The following is a 17,859-nucleotide window of genomic DNA, read 5'->3' on the forward strand; positions in this document are numbered from 1 at the left end:
TTGGCGACACCGTTGCCCTTGGCCGCGCTTTCAGCCGGTTCCTCTGCAGGCGTAGGCGCATCAGTCTGATCGACGGGCTCTACGGGCTGTGCGGGCACGTCCTCGGGGACCGTCGACGCCACTTCGTCGACGCAGCTTGCTCCGCAATTGGTGCAGAACCTATCCCCATCCTCTAGCGGAGTGCCACACTGTGTGCAGAAAACTGCCATCTTGGCTCCTACATGACCCGTGCCCGAGGGCATGACTGGCATCGCGCTACATTATCAATCTCTGGAACCAATATAGTACGGATTGCCGATTTCGTCATCATCGCATTTGATGAAGGCGACGTAAGGTACCGTGCTCGCCACAATTTGGACGATACGGCGTGCCAGGCACGCTGTCTCAAATGGCAAAGAGGCGTTATAAGGCGATGGGCGCGTTTACGCGACACTATGCAGCGGAGTGATCTTCGCGAGCTCGTCGGCAAGCTCATGTTCGGCGACCTTGGTATCGTATGCTACCTGGGCACGCAGCCAATAGCCATTCGACAAGCCAAAGAAACGGCAGAGGCGTAGGTCGGTATCAGCGGTGATGGCGCGCTTGCCCGCGACGATCTGTCCGATGCGCCCTGCCGGCACGCCAATTTCCTTCGCAAGTCGATACTGCGAGATGCCGAGAGGCTCGAGGAACTCTTCCTTGAGAAGCTCGCCCGGCGTGATGGTCACGTATGCATAGTCGTACTGGCCCATGTCTTCTCCCTAGTGATAGTCGACTATGATAATGACGCGTCACGTTATTAACGTCAAGCGTCATTAACGAGATGCGTTAATGACGTCTTTCCCACATTTATTGCCGCTGTGCATAGTGAGTCGGTAGAGGATATGGCAAAGAAGCGTTACGAGGCGGCGGGCGAGAGATTTCTCGACTCCGCCGCCTTCGGCGGCTCCGCTCGAAATGACAGGGAAGGGCGCTTCGTTCCGCTCGAAATGAGAGAGCTACGCCCTTCCGCTCGAAATGACAGGTTACTTGACCCCGTACCAGCCGAAGTCCTCGTAGCGCCAGCCGATGGAGACCAGGTGGTCACGCTCGACCTCGCTCGTGGTGTAGTGGTGGCTTCCGGAGTTGTTGGTCGGCGCGTTGGGATCGACGTTGGGGTTGAACAGGCGGTGAAGCCCGACGGCCTCGTTGTCGTCGGAGTACCAGCCGATGCCCTCGTCGCTCCAGCCCACGGACACGAGGTGGTCGCGCTCGACGACGCTCGTGGTGTAGTGGTGGTCGGTGCCCGAGTACAGGCGGTAGACCGGCGTGGCGCTCGTCACCGGCGCGGTCCACGCCTCGCCCTCGTAGCGCCAGCCGGCCGCCACGATGCTCTCCACCTCGGCGTAGTGCGCCGTGTAGAAGTGCTCGCCGGAGTTGGGGTTGTAGGCGCGGTACATCACCTGTGTGGCCACGGGCTCGGGGTCGCTCGTGCCCGGCTTGTCGGCATCGTCGGGCTCGGGGTCGGTAGCACCCGGCTTATCGGTAGCATCCGGATCATTTGGCGCTGAAGGATCATCGGGACCTGTGGGATTGGACGGCTCATCGGGGTTCGACGGCTGAGATGGATTGTCCGGGTCCACAGGCTTGGGGTCATCGGGTTTCTCGGGAGCTGGCGTTATCTCGAACGAGAGGCCCCTCGTGCCCGAGTAGGTTCCCATACCGGTCACGGTCACGCTATAGGTTCCGACGTTGACCGAGCTTTCGGGATAGGTAATCGAGTAGTCCCTGCCCTCGACAAGCGTCCTGTCACCATGCTTCACCGTGACGACAGGCTTCTTCTCAGTCCCATCGTACGTAAACTTGCTCTGGCTCAGCTCGATGCTCAGCGTGTCGAGGGGTATGTTGATCTCTTCCTTCGCATATGTATCCGCAATGCCGCGTCGCGACGACTCGATCTCGCCGACCGTGAACCACTTTCTCTCGGCCACGGAGAACCAGTCCGCATGGCCGTTCACCTCGATGCGGGGCAGGCTGATATTCGTTGCCTTCGGTGACACACTGATAAGCGCAAGCTTCTTGCATCCCTCGAACATCAGGGAATAGCTCACCAGCTTGGACGTATCGAAGGCCGAGATGTCGAGGGAGCTGAGTGACGAGCAGTTGTAGAACATGTAGTTCATGTCCGTCACCATGGAAGTGTCGAAACCGGACAGGTCAAGGGAAGCGAGCGACGAGCAGCCGGAAAACATCTCGCCCATGTTCTTCACCTGGGAGGTCTTGATGCCGGAGAGGTCAAGCGAGGCAAGTGACGTGCAGCTTCTGAACATGTTTCCCATGTCCGTGACGCTCGACGTGTCGAGCCCCGCAAGCTTCAGGGTGGCAAGCGACGAGCAACGGAAAAACATCCCGTTCATGCTTCTCACCTGCGAGGTGTCGAAGGCGGAGAGATCGAGGGCTCTGAGCAACAAGCAGCCGGAAAACATCTTGTCCATGTACATGACCTGCGAAGTATCGAATCCCGAGAAGTCGACAGATTCGAGCAATCCGAAGTCCTTGAAAAGCGCACCGCATTCAGCTGGGGCGATGACCATACCGCCTTGCGTGCCCTTGACGAAGACGACCCGCTTCACGACCGTCTCGTATCCCTTCCATGGAGACACGCCGGCCGTTTCGAAGCCCTCACCCGGATTCACGGTGAGGGTACCCTCGTCATCGATATCCCAAGCGCAACTGCCCCAAATGCCATTTGCCGGCAAAGAAGCCTCCGCTACCGACGATGTGCCGTCGTAGCCATACGAGGCGGCAAGCGCCACTCCCGGGCATAGCCCCATCGTCAACGCGAGCGTAAGAAGGGCGATCAGGACACCGTTGCCCTTGCGCATGAAGCACCTCCAAGAAGCCACGGCCCGTTCCGGGCCGCTCACCAAAGGTGCCAAGAAAGCTACCCCCTTCTTAGCCAGTTTCAATGGGATCGCGTCGGTTTTGTCGCCAGCGCGTGCAACGTCCCGGCAGAGGACATGCCACCAGAGCAACGCAAAAATGGCGAAAGTCTAGGGTCGGGGGATCGCGAATACAGCTAGCCAGCGCATTTTTAGCGGATGTCTAGGACCAGAGACGTGCGAAGGCTAGACATTCCCGGATTCTGCGCATGCGGAGATAACGAACCCTAGAGGTTGGCGATTTCTGCGCGCGGAAGGCTGCAAACACAAGTCGCATGCACACCCACGTCACAACCGCCCCAAGAGACCAGGCGAGCCTCCCGAAAATGCATTGTTCTCGAGAACAACTCCGCGAGCACAAGGGAAAGACCCGCAGACGTCTGTATGACAGATGGACGCACCCTATTGCCGATGGTAAGATGGGCTGTACAGGGTGGCCACCGTTGCCGCGGTTCGGGCTAACCCCCAAAGCTTTATGGGCTGTGAGGTAGCCGTCTCCTTTGGCTAGGGGCGGCTACTTCGCTCTAAAGAGCGAAGTAGCCGCGATGATGACGAGGCAGAACGTCAAGAGTTCCATCCAGGTAACCATAGGCATCACCCCCAAACCGGGGTGTTACTTAGCCCGCCACCCTGCACAGCGCGTCCTACCGGCGGGCAAGCCGTGCACGCATTTTGTGCTTCGCTATTGTGCGACAGGTCGAACCGAGCGAACCACCCCGAGAACCTGAACAAAACCGGACCGATTTCGGAGTGGATACAGAACGTGCGGGAAGTAATTTGAACATGAGAATGCTGAGATTTCTCGACTTCGCAGCCTCCGGCTGCTTCGCTCGAAATGACAACGGGAGTAGCGCTTCGGTGGCTCCGCTCGAAATGACAATTGAGGAGCCTTCGGCGGCTCCGCCCGAAATGACAGGGAGGGGCTGCCTTCGTTCTCTCGAAATGACAGTCCTACGCCGGGACCTCACCGGTGTCGATGATCTGCACGAGTGCGTCCTCGTCGAGCACGGGAATCCCCAGCTCTACGGCTTTTCGCAGCTTACTGCCCGCACCGGGGCCGGCCACCACGTACGAGGTCTTCTTGCTCACGCTGCCGCTCGTCTTGGCACCGTACTCGCGCAGCAGCTCCTCGGCCGTCGTGCGATCGTAGCGCTCGAGCGAGCCGGTGAGCACGAAGGTGAGACCGGCAAGCGTCTGGGGTTTGGCATCGCTTTCGTCGATGGCCATCTGCAGGCCCACCTCGCGCAGGCGCTCGATGAGATCGCGGTTATCCTGCGTGTCGAAGAACTCGCGGATGCCCTCGGCCACCACCTCGCCAATACCATCTACCTGGCATAGCTGCGGCACACTCGCGTTCATGAGCGCGTCCATGGTTTTGAACGCCTTGGCCAGGGCTTCGGCTGTCGTCTTGCCGATATTGCGAATGCCGATGGCGAAGAGCAGGTTCTCGAAGGGGCGCTGCTTGGATGCCTCGATCTGCTCGATGGCCTTGGCGGCGTTCTTCTGGCCAAAGACACGCGGAGAGCCGTCCTTCTTCTCCTCGCCCGTGGCGACATCGGCAAGCGTATCGGCATCGAGCTTGTAGAAGTCCACGACATCCCTGAGCAGGCCAGAGGCCACCAGATTCTCAATGATCTTGGTGCCCAGACCATCGATGTCCATGGCCCCACGAGACACCCAGTGTTCCAGACGTGTCTGCAGCTGGGCCGGACACTCGGTGCTGTCACAGCGCAGGAAGGCCCCGTCGCGGAACACGGGCGAGCCGCAGCTCGGACAGACGCTCGGAACCGGCGGCACCTGGGCATCGGGCGGGCGCAAATCCATGACCGCTCCGACGACCTCGGGGATGACGTCTCCGGCCTTGTGGATGATGATGGTGTCGCCGATGCGCACGTCCTTGCGGGCGAGCTCGTCGTAGTTGTGCAGCGTCGCACGCGAGACGACCGAGCCGTCCACCGTCGTGGGGTCGAACTCCGCCACGGGCGTGAGCACGCCGGTGCGCCCCACCTGCACGGCGACGTTGCGCAGGATGGTGGTCTTCTCCTCGGGTGGGAACTTGAACGCAATGGCCCAGCGCGGCGCCTTGGCGGTGAAGCCGAGCTCGGCCTGGATGGCGAAGTCATCGACCTTCACGACGACACCATCGATGTCGTAGTCGAGGTCGCCGCGATGCTCCAGGGCGTTCTTGCAGAACTCGTGCACCGCGGCTTCGCTGTCCACGACGCGGATGTTGGGATTGACTGTGAATCCCGCCGTGCGCAGCCATTCCAGGAACTCGTGCTGGCTTTCCACGTCAAGCTGCGTGGCCTCGGCGATGGCGTAGATGAAGGTGGCCAGATCGCGCTCGGCCGTGATGGCGGAGTCCTTCTGGCGCAACGATCCGGCGGCGGCGTTACGACAGTTGGCGAAGCTCTTCTTGAGCGCGAGCTTTCGTCCCGTGCGCTCACCGGCGTCGACCTCGGCGTTGTAGAGCATGATCTCGTCGTTCTCGAGGCTGATGGCGTCGTTGAGGCGCTCGAAGGAGGAGCGGGGCATGTAGACCTCGCCGCGCACCTCGATGGGTTGGGAGAAGCCCATGGCGCCACTCTCGATGGAAAGGTGCTTGGGAACGTCCTTTACCTGCATAATGTTTGCCGTCACGTTCTCGCCCACGCTGCCATCGCCACGGGTGGCGGCTCGTACAAGCGTGCCGCGCTCGTAGGTGAGCGCAATGGAGGAGCCATCGATCTTGAGCTCGCAGCAATAGGAAAGGCTATGACCCACTGCCTCGCGCGTGCGGCGCAGCCACTCGTCGAGTTCGTCAAGGTCCATCGCATCATCGAGCGAGTACATGCGGTGCTGATGCTCGGCTGGCGTGAACTGCTCGGCCACGCCGCCGCCAACGGTCTGGGTGGGCGAATCGGCCGTCTTCAGCTGTGGGTAGCGTCCCTCGAGCTCGGCAAGCTCGCGATTGAGCGAATCGTAGACCGCATCGGGAAGCTCGGGGGCATCCTCGAGGTAGTACTGATCGCGAGCCCTCTGCAGCGTCGCGCGCAGCTCGTTGACGCGTTCGACGGCATCTGCCGGTGCGTCAGCCGTCGTATCGCTCATCAAATCGAAGAGATTGTCTTGCGAAGGAGCATCCCCTGCAGCCATTTCACATTCGCCTTCCTCGTGAAACCATCAAACTCATCTATAGACTAGCGTACCAGGTGCCTGTGTCACGCAATGGCATGCAAGGCTGCATGGCGCATGATATCGCGATCGACCTCGACGGGAAGCGCCATGGCATCGGCCCATATCTCCACCGAGAGCGCCGCCTGCTCGACGAGCATCTCCAAGCCATCCATGCAGGTTGCACCCTGACGCCCAGCACCAGCAAGAAGCGCCGTCTCGCCGTGTCCGTACACGGTATCGAGCACGACCTGCCCTTCGTGCAACAGGTTCGTGTCGATGATCGCCTCGTCATCCGGAGCCATACCGCGCGGTGTCGCGTCGACGACGACATCTGCCTTGGGTACGAGTGCCTCGACGCACGAGTAGTCCCTCCCATGCAGCACGGCAGCCTCGGATGGATCGACGCTCGTCCTCATGCGATTCACGCAGGACAGCGCCTTTGCCTCATCGCGTGAGAGAAGCGTGACCTCGGCGGCACCCGCCTGCGCGGACGCGGTGGCAATGGCAAGGGATGTCGGGCCCGTGCCGCATATGAGCACACGGGCATCCGCGAGCGGCTTGCCCGTCACGCGCTCGATGGCACGCACGGCGCCAAGGCCGTCGGTATTGTACGCGCATAGTTTGAGATCCTCGTCGCGCACGAGCACATTTGCGCCACCTGCCGCGACGACGGCGGCATCTGCGAAGTCGGCGTTATCGAAGGCAAGTTTTTTCCAGGGCATCGTGATGTTCATGCCCCGGTAACGCCCGGTGCGTACGAGATTGATCTGTTCGCGTGCATCTTGCGCGTTCTCGCAGCGCACCGCGCTGTAGTGCCAGCGCGAGAAGGGCCACTTCACCTTGCCGAGCTCCTGGTACAGCGCGTTGTGCATTGCCGGAGAAAGCGAATGGGCCACGGGATCGCCTATGAGAACGAACTCAGGGCTCATGAAGCGCTCCCGATGGCGCGCATGCCATGCACGGCCCTACGGTCGAGCATGCGCAAGAGATGCGTGTGCAGCGGATCTGTCCCGGATTGCGGGACGACGAGAATGGCATCCATCCCCACACGATGCGCCCCCAGGACATCCGTATACGATTGGTCGCCGATCATGACGGCCTGATTGCAGGCGACGCCAAGCATCGCGCAAGCCTGCACGTATCCACGCGTGAAGGGCTTCATCGCATTGCGCACGAGGGGAACGTCGAGCGTACGTGCCGCTTCAAGCGTGCGCTTGCGCCCGCTGTTGGAGACGAGCGCCACGCCAAGACCGGCGTCCTCGAGCGAACGCACCCAGGCGATAACCTCAGGCGCCAGCGTATCGGCCCCGCGTGGCTGCAAGGTATTGTCGAGGTCAAGCAGCACCGCGCGGTACCCGTGCTCGACAAGCGCGCTCGGCTCGATGTCGAGCACGGACACGTAATACGCATCTGGCCTCATGCCCAGCATCGCCTAGTCACCGTACTGCGCCCAGGCGGCGTTGAAATCGGCATCATTGTCGAAGAACATCGTCTTCCCCTCCCTATTGGAGAAGAAGAAGTACAGGTAGTTCACATCGGCGGGACTTGCCGCGGCCTGGATGGTCGACACGGAGGGGTTGCATATGGGGCCAGCCGGCAAGCCGAAGTGGCTTGGGTTACGCGTGTTGTAGGGACTATCGCTTGCCAGGTCGGCGGCAGTGAGCTCCTCGGTCATGTCCTTGCCCACGGCATAATAGGTAGTCACGTCACTGCCCAGGGTGATGCCGTCGCGCAGTCGGTTGTAGAAGACGGCGGCAATGGGGGCCTTATCACTTTCGGCCTGGTATTCCTTCTCGACCATGGAGGCAAGCGTCACCACATCGTAGAGCGTGAGGTTCTTCGAAGCGGCGTAGCTCATGTCAACGGTGGCGATCTGCGCGGCAAACTGGTCGAGCATCATGCGGATGATATCGTCAGCCGTGGCCGAAGGATCGACGCGATAGGTGTCCGGGTACAGGAAGCCCTCCATCGAGTTGTTGTACACGCCTTCGAGGAAGGGGTACTCGGCAACGTAGTCGGAGGCCTTCTGCGTCTGCGCGTAGAAATCATCGGCGTCTATGCCGCAGGTCGATTCGACCTTATCGGCAATCTGACGTAGATTGAAGCCCTCGGGGATAACAAGCTGCCTGCCCGTCTGGCCATTGGCAAGCATCTTGATGATGTTGTCAAGGTCATCGCCGCCAATCATCACGTAGGAGCCCGATTGCAGACTCGCAGCCTGGTTGAGCTGCTTGACGCGATTCGTGAAGGCGTTCGCTGAGCCGATGACGCCATCATCGACGAGTATCGAGGCGATCTTGTCGGTCGAGGAGCCAGCGGGAATCACGACCGTGATTTCCTCACCCTGCTTTACCTCTCCCGTCTTGTCGCCAAAGAAGTTCTGGTAGGCAAAGAAGCCGGCAATGATAGCGAGGACAATGACTACGATCAGGCCGATGATGAGTCCACGCTTGCGCGACTTTCCCTTGCGCTTCTCCGTGTAGTTTGACGGTGCATAATGCTGACCCTGGGTCATCGTTCCTCCATCTTGTACTCACTATTCGCGGCAAGCCAGGTCTCGAGAAAGAGCGAGGCGGCCACGCTGTCGATCTTGCCGCGCATCTCGCGCTCGGAAAGCCCTTGCGCGCGAAGCACGCGCTTTGCCTCCGCACTGCTCAGGCGCTCGTCGGCAAACTCGAGCGGCACGCCGCAGCTTTGCGCGATGCGCTCGGCAAGCTCGCGAATACGCGTCGCTTGCTGGCCCGTAGCCCCCCGCATGGTCTTGGGAAGACCGCAGACGAGCAAGTCCGGCTCGTTATCCTGCACGAGCATGCGCCAGGGTTGCGCGTTGTCAATCACCTCTTGGGCATTCATGACCCGCAACGGCATGGCAAGGCCCGTCGTCGTATCGGCAACGGCAACGCCGATACGCTTCTCCCCTATGTCAAGCCCCAGGACTCGCATACGTACGGCTAGATGCCGAAGAGCTCCTTCGCCTTCTCGATAGCCGCCGGTATGCCCTCGGCGTTCTTTCCGCCTGCCTGGGCCATCGCGGGCTTGCCGCCGCCACCGCCACCGATGAGCGGCGCGACGTTCGCGATAACGTCCTTGGCGTTAAAGCCGGCATCGACGGCATCCTGCGTGCCGGCAGCCAACATGAGCGGGTTTCCGCCCTCGGGATTGCGCGCGAAGAGCACGACGGCAAAGGGCTCACCGCCAGCACGTTGTTTGACGATGTCCCACATCTCGCGCATGCCCTGGACAACGGACTCGCCCAAATCGGCAACGATGAGCTTGTAGCCATCGACCTGAGCCGCTGCCTTGACGAAATCGGTGACGCTGCCCTCGGCAGCCGCCTTCATGCGGCGTTTGCGCATGCTTTCGAGCTCGTCGAGCTGCGCCTGCATCTTCGCGACGCGCTCGGAGACGTCGAGGGGCGGCACCTTGAGGAAGCGCGCGGTCTCGCGCAGCTCTTCCTCCATGCGCGACATGTACTCGTAGGCCTTGATGCTCGTCACGGCCTCGAGACGGCGCGTGTTGGCGCCAATCGAGCTCTCCTGCGTGATCTTGAACAGGCCGATCTCGCTCGTGTTTCCCACATGCGTACCGCCGCAGAGCTCCTTGGAGAAGGTACCCGTCTCGATGACGCGAACGAACTCGCCGTACTTCTCGCCGAAGAGCGCGAGGACGCCCGCCTCGCGTGCGGCGGTAAGCGAAGTCTCGTAGGCGTATACGGGCAGATCGGACATGATGATGTTGTTGCAGATGCGCTCGACCTCGAGGATCTGCTCGTGCGTCATGGGCTCGAAATGCGTGAAGTCAAAACGCAGCCTGTCAGGTGCGACGAGCGAACCGGCCTGCTTGATATGCTCGCCGAGCACCTCGGTGAGCGCGCGCTGCAGGATATGCGTCGCCGTGTGGTTGCGGGCGATGAGTGCGCGACGGCGCTTGTCGATGGCGGCGTGCACGACGTCATCCTTGTGCAAGGAGCCTGACGTGACCGTGCCGTAGTGGACGGGCAGGCCCTCCTCCGGGCGCTTCGTGTCATCGATGACGATGGTGCCGAGCTCGCTCGTGATGGTGCCGGTGTCTCCCACCTGGCCACCCATCTCGCCATAGAACGGCGTCTTGTCGAGCACGATGGCGACCTCGTCGCCTTCGTTGGCCTCATCCACAATAGCGCCATCGACGATGATGTCGACGATGCGTGCGTCGCACTCGTCATCCTTGTAGCCCACGAACTCGCTTGGCCCATGCACGTCGAGGATGTGCGTGAAGATGTCGCCGAAACCATCCCAGGCCTCGTCGTTGCGCGCCGCACGCGCACGCTCGCGCTGCGCGGTCATCTCGCGCTCGAAGCCCTCCATATCGACGCTAATCCCGTGCTCAAGGCAAATCTCGGCGGTGAGCTCGACGGGGAAGCCGTAGGTATCATGCAGCGTGAAGGCGGCGACGCCATCGAGCACGTCACCCTCGCTCATATCCTCGATGGCCTCCTCGAGGTAATGCATGCCCGTATCGATCGTGCGATTGAAGCGCTCCTCCTCGGAAAGCAGAACCTTCTCGATGAGGGCCTTGTTCTCGATGATCTCCGGGTATACCGCGCCCATCTCCGTGCAGATGGCATCGAGGAAACTCTTGAGAAAGGGACCTTCGATGCCGATGAGACGACCATGGCGCACGGCGCGGCGCAGCAAACGGCGCAGAACGTATCCGCGTCCCTCGTTGGAGGGCAGGATGCCGTCGCCAATCATGAAGACGATGGCGCGGGAATGGTCGGCCATGATGCGCAACGAGAGATCCGTGAGCTCGTCATCGCCATAGTGGCGACCGCTCAGGCGCTCACCCACCTCGATGAGGCCATGGAGGATGTCGGTGTCGAAGTTGGAGCTCACGCCCTGCATGATGGCGGCCATGCGCTCGAGACCGAGGCCCGTATCGATGTTCTTCTTCTCGAGCGGAATCATCGTGCCATCTTCCTGGCGGTCAAACTGCGTGAAGACGAGGTTCCAGTACTCGAGGAAGCGATCGCAATCGCAGCCGGGTTTGCAATCCGGGCTGCCGCAACCGACGTCCTCGCCTTGGTCGTAGTAGAGCTCGGAGCACGGACCGCAGGGGCCGGTGGGACCGGCGACCCAGAAGTTGTCGTCAGCGCCAAGGCGCGAGATGTGGTCTGCCGGGACGCCGACTTCCTGCCAGATGTCGGCGGTCTCCTCGTCCTCCTCGTATATCGTGACATAGATGCGATCGGGATCGAGGCCGAGCACGTCAACGGAGAACTCATAGGCCCAGGCGCACATTTCCTTCTTGAAGTATGCGCCGAAGCTGAAGTTGCCGAGCATCTCGAAGAACGAGAGATGACGGCCATCCGTGCCGATGATGTCGATGTCATTGGTGCGCACGCACTTCTGCGCGGTGGTCGTGCCCACGTAGCGGGGATCAAGGTGCTTTTGCTGCAGGAAGTAGGGCTTGAACTGCACCATGCCCGCAACGGTGAGCAGCAAGGATGGGTCATCGGGGATGAGCGAGGAAGACGGCCAGCGTTGGCAGCCTTTTTCCTCGAAGAAATTCAGGTATGCCTCGCGAATCTCTGCGGACGTGATGGGTTTGGACGCCATGATGCTCCTTGCTTGTTCGTGCTTCTATAGGGATATGAGATACGTGTTACGCGGTTTTGGTCGAGGTGGCCGCAGCCTCGTCATGCTCTTCCTGAGCAGGCGCATGCGGAACAGCCTGACCGCTTTCCTCGATGACGATGTCGACTTCCTCGACTACCACGCCCTCGGCTGCAGTATCTGCGGCCTGCTGGGCGGCGGCCTTCATCGCCTCGTCATCGGCAGGGCTCGTCTGCGACTGGGCGTCTTGCGCGGGTTGCTCGTCCGTCTCGCGCGCACCACCGATGGGATAGACTAGACGCTCCTGCTTCACCTTGTTGCTGCGCTTGGTGCCAAGCGAACCGCGAATGCGATCGACGATCGAGGTCACGGCCTCGGCAGGTGCGGAGGTCACGGCATCGACCGTAGTGGCAGCCTTGCCAGCGACATCGGTGATCTGCTCGACGTCCTCAAGTATGGCGTCAACGCGCAGCATCTCGAGATTGACCGTATCGAGCATGAGCTCGGCCTTGTCTACCATGGGATTGACCTTGGTAAGCGCAGGCGCAACCTCTTTCTCGGCGTCAGCTGCGATGTTCTGGACCGACTTCATCGTCACGCTCGCACGGTAGAGGATGATGATGAGAAAGACGAGGGCAACGATGCCCAGAATAACGAGTACGGCTGCCGCGAACGGCCATGCCTGTGAAAGAAAGTCTCCCATGAAAGCCCCCAAAATCGTATCGGGTTCACGTGTGCATATACAGACCTAGATGATAGCGCAGTTTGCCCCGCTTGCGAAACGCGATGTCCCCTTTTGCGCATAAAGAATCCGCTTGGCATGCGTGCAGGCGGGCAGCCAACCTACTCCTCTGGCGGGAAGCGGAGCTTTTCCCAACCGATGCTGGTCGGCTTGTAGAAGCATCCCCGTTCGAGGCCATCGGGAAGGTATTGCTGTTCCACCTGGGCATTCGGGTAGTCATGGGGATACAGATAGGTACCGTAGTTTTCGGAACCGGGACGGTGGCGATCGCGCAGATGCGGCGGAACGCTGCGCAGCGGGCCTTCGCGCACCTCCTTGAGCGCGGCGTCGATGGCGAGGTAGGCCGCATTGGATTTGGGAGCCAGCGCCATGTAGATGGCTGCCTCGGCCAGGTTGATGCGGCATTCGGGATATCCGATGCTCTCGGCCGACTTGAATGCCGCCGCGGCGATCGTAATCGCGCGCGGGTCGGCAAGACCCACGTCCTCGCTTGCCAGAATGAAGATGCGGCGCGCGATGAAGCGCGGGTCCTCTCCGCCCTCGATCATGCGCGCAAGCCAATAGACGGTCGCATCCGGATCGCTGCCACGCATCGACTTGATGAACGCCGAGATGACATCGTAGTGCGTATCGCCATCCTTGTCATAGGGAAGCTGGCGACGCGGCGATGCCTCGCGAACCTGCTCGACATCGATCTTCTCCCCCGGCTCCGTGACGGCGGCCGCGATCTCGAGCGTCGTGAGCGCCGTACGGGCATCGCCACCTGCAGTGATGACGATGGCATTGAGCGCGTCATCGGTAATCTCGTACTCGTCGGCAAGGCCACGCTCGTCCTCGAGCGCACGCTTGACGAGCATCTTGATGCCGTGATTGCCGATGGGCTTGAGCTCGACGATGCGCGAGCGAGAGATGAGCGCGGAATTGACCTCGAAGAAGGGATTCTCCGTCGTCGCGCCGACCAGGATTACGATGCGATCTTCGACGGCGTGCAGCAGGGCATCCTGTTGCGAGCGCGAGAAGCGATGAATCTCGTCGATGAAGAGGATGGTGCGACGCTTGAAGGCAAGGAGCCGCTCCTCTGCCGCCTTGATCTCGCGTCGCAGGTCTGCCACCGTACCCGAGACGGCCGAGACCTCGACAAAGGCGGCGTTCGTGGAATTGGCGATGACATGCGCGATGGAGGTCTTGCCCGTGCCCGCAGGCCCGAAGAGGATGACCGAGGAAAGCGTGTCGTTGGCGATCGCGCGTCTGAGCCAGGTGTCCTTGCCAACCGCATCTTCCTGGCCGACAATCTCGTTGAGCGTGCGTGGACGCATGCGCACGGCAAGCGGAGCCGCCGCAAAACGCGTCTGCCCATCTACTTCGCTGAAGAGCGTGTCCATCGAGCTATCCATGGACACATGATACCGCAGACAGATAATGCCGCGGGGCCGCAGGCATATGCTGATGCCTACTCGTCAATATCGAGTACGAGCGACACGGGGCAATGGTCGCTGCCGAAGATATCGGATTCGATGCCCGCCTCGACCACGGCATCAGCAAGCCCGCTGCTCACGAGGAAGTAGTCGATGCGCCACCCGACATTGCGCTCGCGGGCCTTCATGCGATAGCTCCACCAGGAGTAAGCATCCGTAGTATCGGGATGAACGAGGCGGAAGGTGTCGACGAAGCCGCTTGCCAGAAGCTCGTTGAACTTGCCGCGCTCCTCATCGGAAAAGCCGGCGTTGCCGACATTCTCCTTGGGACGCGCCAAGTCGATGGGCTCGTGCGCCACATTCATGTCACCGCAGACCACAACGCCCTTCTTCGCCGCGAGCCCGGCCAGGTACTCGCGGAAGCAGTCCTCGAAATCGCAGCGGTAGTCGATACGTGCTAGCTCGTGCTGTGCGTTGGGCGTGTAGACGCAGACGAAGTAGAAGCTCTCGAATTCGAGCGTGATGCTGCGTCCCTCGCAGTCGAAACGGCTGTCGCCGATACCGTAGGAGACGGCAAGGGGCTCGACCTTCGAGAAGACGGCCGTACCCGAATAGCCCTTCTTTTCCGCATAGCTCCAATACTCGTAGTAGTCATCGTAGTCGAGCGGAGATTGCCCCTCCTGGAGCTTGGTTTCCTGTATGGCGAAGATGTCCGCGTCAAATGCGCGGAAGATATCGTCGAAGCCCTTCTTGGCAACGGCACGCAGGCCATTGACGTTCCACGACACGAACTTCATGTAATCAACCCCTCAAATCTACGATGCCTCGAGCACCTGGCCCGTGACATGATGTCCCGCCTCATCCGCGAGAAAGAGGCACGTATCCACGAGACTATCATATGACGCGGAGAGCGCATCGCATCCCAGAGACGAAAGCGCCTCATCCTGCGCATCGGGAAACTCACGTACCCAACGCTCGAACTGCGCGGTCGCCGCCCGAGCGCAAACGACGTTGACGGTAATGCCATCGTCGAGCCATTCCCGTGCGGCAACACGGCTGAGACCGGCAAGCGCCTCTACCGCGGCCGCCAGCATGCCAAGGCCGGGCTGACCCTGCATCGCCATCCGCGAGCCAAGGTTAATAATCGATCCGTGTACGGCAGCCAAGTGCGGACGGCACTCGCGCATCCAGGTAAAGGATTCGACGGTGCAGTTCGAGAAGGTCCGCTCGAGGTCTTCGTCACGTGTCGCGCTCAAGAGCTCGGCGCGTGCCACGAGCGAGCAGTTCACGAGCACGTCGATGCGGCCGAAGCGGTCCACGATGTCCTGCGTTGCCTTGCGCACGGCCGGCGTGTCCTCATGCGCAACGCGCAATGCCATGACCTCGGTACCCGTCTCATCGGCAAGCGACCGGGCAAAGTCATTCACGCTCGCATGCGGACCAACGGCTACGATATTAGCGCCTTGCGCCGCAAAGCCAGCGGCGATGGCATGCGCCATGCTTGCCTGCGCGTCGCATCCGCGCACGATAACGGTCTTGTCGGAAAACGCACTCATCACACTTCCCTACCTGCAGAGTTGCCAGAACGCGACGGCGCTTGCGGCGGCGACGTTGAGCGAGTCGACGCCATGCGCCATCGGGATACGCACCGTGTAATCGCAGCGCGCGATCGTCGCGGGAGCTAGCCCATCACCTTCGGTCCCGAATATCATCGCGAGCTTCCCCTCGGCGTTAAGCGCCGCATCGTCGAGAGGCACTGACTCATCGCTCAAAGCGAAGGCAGCCGTCTTGAACCCAAGTTTATGCAAGCGTTCCATGCCCGCTTGCGGCCAATCACCTGCCACGTCCCCGATGCGCGTCCACGGAATCTGGAAGACCGTGCCCATCGACACGCGCACTGCTCGACGATAGAGTGGATCGCAGCAAGTCGGCGTCACGAGGACCGCATCGACCTCGAGCGCAGCCGCCGAACGAAAGATGGCACCCACGTTCGTATGATCGACGATACCCTCGAGCACGGCCACACGCTTGGCATGTGCAAGCAATTCTTCGACCTCGGGCAGCTGGGGACGCCGCATGGCGCAGAGCACACCGCGCGTCAGCCTGAAGCCCGTAAGGGACTCAAGCACCTCGGCAGGACCCGTGTAGACGGGAATATCGCCACAAGCCGCGATGAGTTCGGCGCAGTCATCAAGATGCGAGCGATCCATGAGCAGCGAGAGTGGCTGCATGCCGGCATCGAGCGCACGCACTATGACCTTGGGCGACTCAGCGATGAAGATGCCCTTTTCTGGCTCAAGCCTGTTACGTAGCTGAGCCTCGGTAAGACGTGCGTACACATCCAGCTCGCCCTGGTCCAATGATGTGATTTCGACAAGTTTCATAGCATCACAAATGAAGACGGGCCACCGGGAAACCCCGATGGCCCGTTAGCGTTGCGTGCAGCCGAGCTACTAGTAGTTCTCAGCGCGAAGCTCGAAGAAAGCCTTGGGATGCGAGCACACCGGGCAGATCTCGGGAGCGTTCTTGCCGATGACGATATGGCCGCAGTTACGGCAGATCCAGATGGCATCGCCGTCGCGGCTGAAGACCAGACCGTCCTCGATGTTCTCGATGAGCTTGCGATAGCGCTCCTCGTGCTGCTTCTCGATGGCACCAACCATCTCGAAACGCAGGGCGATCTCCTCGAAGCCCTCCTCACGAGCGGTCTTGGCGAAGCCAGCGTACATGTCGGTCCACTCGTAGTTCTCGCCTGCGGCGGCATCCTCGAGATTGGCAAGCGTCTCGGGCATCTCGCCACCATGGAGATACTTGAACCAAATCTTGGCATGCTCCTTCTCGTTGTGCGAGGTCTCGAGGAACAGGGCCGCGATCTGCTCGTAGCCGTCCTTCTTCGCCTGGCTGGCGTAGTACTCGTACTTGGTGTGAGCCTGGGACTCACCCGCAAAAGCAGTCTGCAGGTTGATTTCAGTCTGGCTGCCCTTCAAATCCATGGTAATCCTCTTTCCTTTTGGATTGGCCGTGCAATGTGCTGCTAAGTATACGCATTTCCCGTCTGAAAGGTGGAGTGATTGTTTTATTTCTTGCGGAATATCATATTCTGTTCAAACAGGACACGACCGATGCCGCGTCTCTAACCCAATGTGATGAAGTCGTAGGGCGTGGTCTGGTAGACGTAGTAATTGAGCCAATTGCTGTAGAGCAGATTGGCATGCGCGCGCCAGCGTTTGATGGGCAGCTCGGTCACATCATCGTGCGGATAATAGTGCGCAGGCAGGGCCGGATTCTTGCCGGCATCAAGATCACGTCGGTATTCCTCCCCCAGCGTGCGACCATCGTATTCGGGATGTCCCATGATGAAGACCTGCGCGCCGTTGTCGGTCATGAGCGCATAGGGGCCAACCTCGCGCGAAGTCGCGATGACGCGCAACTCGGGCACCGCCTTGATGTCTTCGAGACGGTTTTCGGTATTGCGGGAATGCGGTGCCCAGAACGTGTCGTCAGCGCCACGCAGGAGCATCGATGACTTGCGATCGACCGTATGCTCGAAAACGCCATGCACGCGCTGCTCGAGCTGGTACTTGGGAATGCCGTAATGGTAATAGAGCGCAGCTTGCGCACCCCAGCAGATGTGGAACGTGCTCGTGACGTGTTCCTTGCTCCATTCCATAATCTCGCAAAGCTCATCCCAGTAGTCGACATCCTCGAAATCGAGGTCCTCGACGGGGGCGCCCGTGATAATCATGCCATCGAACTTGCGTCCGCGTATCTCGTCGAAGGTCTTGTAGAAAGCGAGCATGTGGTCTGGTGACGTGTTTGCTGCCGCATGGCTCTTCGTATGCATGAGCTCGAGCTCCACTTGCAGAGGCGAATTAGAGAGCACGCGCGCAATCTGCGTCTCGGTCTTTACTTTGTCGGGCATGAGATTGAGCAAGAGGACATGAAGCGAACGTATGTCCTGCGTCATGGCGCGGGTCTCGGTCATGACGAAAATGTTCTCGCCTTCCAAAACCTCGGTTGCGGGAAGGGCATTGGGAATCTTGATAGGCATG

16 protein-coding genes are annotated in these 17,859 nt (G+C 60.6%); all 16 read right to left on the reverse strand.

The annotated features are described in order from the left end of the window. On the reverse strand, nucleotides 1-251 hold a 251-nt coding region (locus tag DBY20_04595), incomplete at its 3' end, for a hypothetical protein (GenBank protein PWL79156.1). 171 nt (nucleotides 252-422) lie between these two features. Then, nucleotides 423-731, reverse strand: coding sequence for an addiction module antidote protein, HigA family (gene higA / locus DBY20_04600; GenBank protein PWL79157.1), 309 nt, complete (start codon nucleotides 729-731; stop codon nucleotides 423-425). 273 nt (nucleotides 732-1,004) lie between these two features. Then, nucleotides 1,005-2,843, reverse strand: coding sequence for a hypothetical protein (locus tag DBY20_04605; GenBank protein PWL79158.1), 1,839 nt, complete (start codon nucleotides 2,841-2,843; stop codon nucleotides 1,005-1,007). Between the two features lie 1,008 nt (nucleotides 2,844-3,851). After that, a complete protein-coding gene (locus tag DBY20_04610; protein ID PWL79159.1) occupies nucleotides 3,852-6,035 on the reverse strand; it encodes an NAD-dependent DNA ligase LigA in 2,184 nt (727 codons plus the stop codon). 65 nt (nucleotides 6,036-6,100) lie between these two features. After that, on the reverse strand, nucleotides 6,101-6,985 hold the full coding sequence (locus tag DBY20_04615; protein ID PWL79160.1) for a hypothetical protein: 885 nt from the start codon (nucleotides 6,983-6,985) through the stop codon (nucleotides 6,101-6,103). After that, nucleotides 6,982-7,485, reverse strand: a complete 504-nt coding sequence (locus tag DBY20_04620; GenBank protein PWL79161.1) for a YqeG family HAD IIIA-type phosphatase — start codon at nucleotides 7,483-7,485, stop codon at nucleotides 6,982-6,984. Before DBY20_04620 ends, DBY20_04615 begins: the two co-directional genes overlap by 4 nt. A 3-nt stretch (nucleotides 7,486-7,488) precedes the next feature. Beyond that, entirely contained in the window at nucleotides 7,489-8,571 is a 1,083-nt protein-coding gene (gene mltG, locus DBY20_04625) for an endolytic transglycosylase MltG (GenBank protein ID PWL79162.1), read from the reverse strand. Continuing rightward, entirely contained in the window at nucleotides 8,568-8,999 is a 432-nt protein-coding gene (locus DBY20_04630; GenBank protein ID PWL79163.1) for a Holliday junction resolvase RuvX, read from the reverse strand. The genes mltG and DBY20_04630 overlap by 4 nt, the downstream gene beginning before the upstream one ends. An 8-nt stretch (nucleotides 9,000-9,007) precedes the next feature. Further along, nucleotides 9,008-11,653 carry an alanine--tRNA ligase gene (locus tag DBY20_04635; protein ID PWL79164.1) on the reverse strand — a complete coding sequence of 882 codons (2,646 nt, stop codon included), beginning with the start codon at nucleotides 11,651-11,653 and terminating at the stop codon, nucleotides 9,008-9,010. A 46-nt stretch (nucleotides 11,654-11,699) separates the two neighbouring features. After that, nucleotides 11,700-12,353, reverse strand: coding sequence for a hypothetical protein (locus DBY20_04640; GenBank protein ID PWL79165.1), 654 nt, complete (start codon nucleotides 12,351-12,353; stop codon nucleotides 11,700-11,702). 140 nt (nucleotides 12,354-12,493) lie between these two features. Further along, entirely contained in the window at nucleotides 12,494-13,774 is a 1,281-nt protein-coding gene (locus tag DBY20_04645; GenBank protein PWL79166.1) for an AAA family ATPase, read from the reverse strand. Nucleotides 13,775-13,842: 68 nt separating this feature from the next. Continuing rightward, nucleotides 13,843-14,604 (reverse strand): exodeoxyribonuclease III, encoded by a 762-nt coding sequence (gene xth, locus DBY20_04650; GenBank protein ID PWL79167.1) that lies wholly within the window; start codon nucleotides 14,602-14,604, stop codon nucleotides 13,843-13,845. An 18-nt stretch (nucleotides 14,605-14,622) separates the two neighbouring features. Next, entirely contained in the window at nucleotides 14,623-15,363 is a 741-nt protein-coding gene (locus tag DBY20_04655; GenBank protein ID PWL79168.1) for a hypothetical protein, read from the reverse strand. A gap of 9 nt (nucleotides 15,364-15,372) precedes the next feature. Next, a complete protein-coding gene (locus DBY20_04660) occupies nucleotides 15,373-16,191 on the reverse strand; it encodes an rRNA methyltransferase (GenBank protein ID PWL79169.1) in 819 nt (272 codons plus the stop codon). A 69-nt stretch (nucleotides 16,192-16,260) separates the two neighbouring features. Next, nucleotides 16,261-16,800 carry a rubrerythrin family protein gene (locus DBY20_04665; protein PWL79170.1) on the reverse strand — a complete coding sequence of 180 codons (540 nt, stop codon included), beginning with the start codon at nucleotides 16,798-16,800 and terminating at the stop codon, nucleotides 16,261-16,263. Between the two features lie 140 nt (nucleotides 16,801-16,940). Then, nucleotides 16,941-17,858, reverse strand: coding sequence for a homoserine O-succinyltransferase (locus DBY20_04670; protein PWL79171.1), 918 nt, complete (start codon nucleotides 17,856-17,858; stop codon nucleotides 16,941-16,943). Nucleotide 17,859 lies beyond the last annotated feature (1 nt).

It is taken from the genome of Coriobacteriia bacterium (genome assembly GCA_003149935.1).
GTDB lineage: Bacteria > Actinomycetota > Coriobacteriia > Coriobacteriales > QAMH01 > QAMH01.

Bases quoted from the DNA above. Each gene is read 5' to 3' on its own strand.
- higA (PWL79157.1), bottom strand. From the start codon at position 731: ATGGGCCAGTACGACTATGCATACGTGACCATCACGCCGGGCGAGCTT.
- DBY20_04605 (PWL79158.1), bottom strand. From the start codon at position 2,843: ATGCGCAAGGGCAACGGTGTCCTGATCGCCCTTCTTACGCTCGCGTTG.
- DBY20_04610 (PWL79159.1), bottom strand. From the start codon at position 6,035: ATGGCTGCAGGGGATGCTCCTTCGCAAGACAATCTCTTCGATTTGATG.
- DBY20_04615 (PWL79160.1), bottom strand. From the start codon at position 6,985: ATGAGCCCTGAGTTCGTTCTCATAGGCGATCCCGTGGCCCATTCGCTT.
- DBY20_04620 (PWL79161.1), bottom strand. From the start codon at position 7,485: ATGCTGGGCATGAGGCCAGATGCGTATTACGTGTCCGTGCTCGACATC.
- mltG (PWL79162.1), bottom strand. From the start codon at position 8,571: ATGACCCAGGGTCAGCATTATGCACCGTCAAACTACACGGAGAAGCGC.
- DBY20_04630 (PWL79163.1), bottom strand. From the start codon at position 8,999: ATGCGAGTCCTGGGGCTTGACATAGGGGAGAAGCGTATCGGCGTTGCC.
- DBY20_04635 (PWL79164.1), bottom strand. From the start codon at position 11,653: ATGGCGTCCAAACCCATCACGTCCGCAGAGATTCGCGAGGCATACCTG.
- DBY20_04640 (PWL79165.1), bottom strand. From the start codon at position 12,353: ATGGGAGACTTTCTTTCACAGGCATGGCCGTTCGCGGCAGCCGTACTC.
- DBY20_04645 (PWL79166.1), bottom strand. From the start codon at position 13,774: ATGGACACGCTCTTCAGCGAAGTAGATGGGCAGACGCGTTTTGCGGCG.
- xth (PWL79167.1), bottom strand. From the start codon at position 14,604: ATGAAGTTCGTGTCGTGGAACGTCAATGGCCTGCGTGCCGTTGCCAAG.
- DBY20_04655 (PWL79168.1), bottom strand. From the start codon at position 15,363: ATGAGTGCGTTTTCCGACAAGACCGTTATCGTGCGCGGATGCGACGCG.
- DBY20_04660 (PWL79169.1), bottom strand. From the start codon at position 16,191: ATGAAACTTGTCGAAATCACATCATTGGACCAGGGCGAGCTGGATGTG.
- DBY20_04665 (PWL79170.1), bottom strand. From the start codon at position 16,800: ATGGATTTGAAGGGCAGCCAGACTGAAATCAACCTGCAGACTGCTTTT.
- DBY20_04670 (PWL79171.1), bottom strand. From the start codon at position 17,858: ATGCCTATCAAGATTCCCAATGCCCTTCCCGCAACCGAGGTTTTGGAA.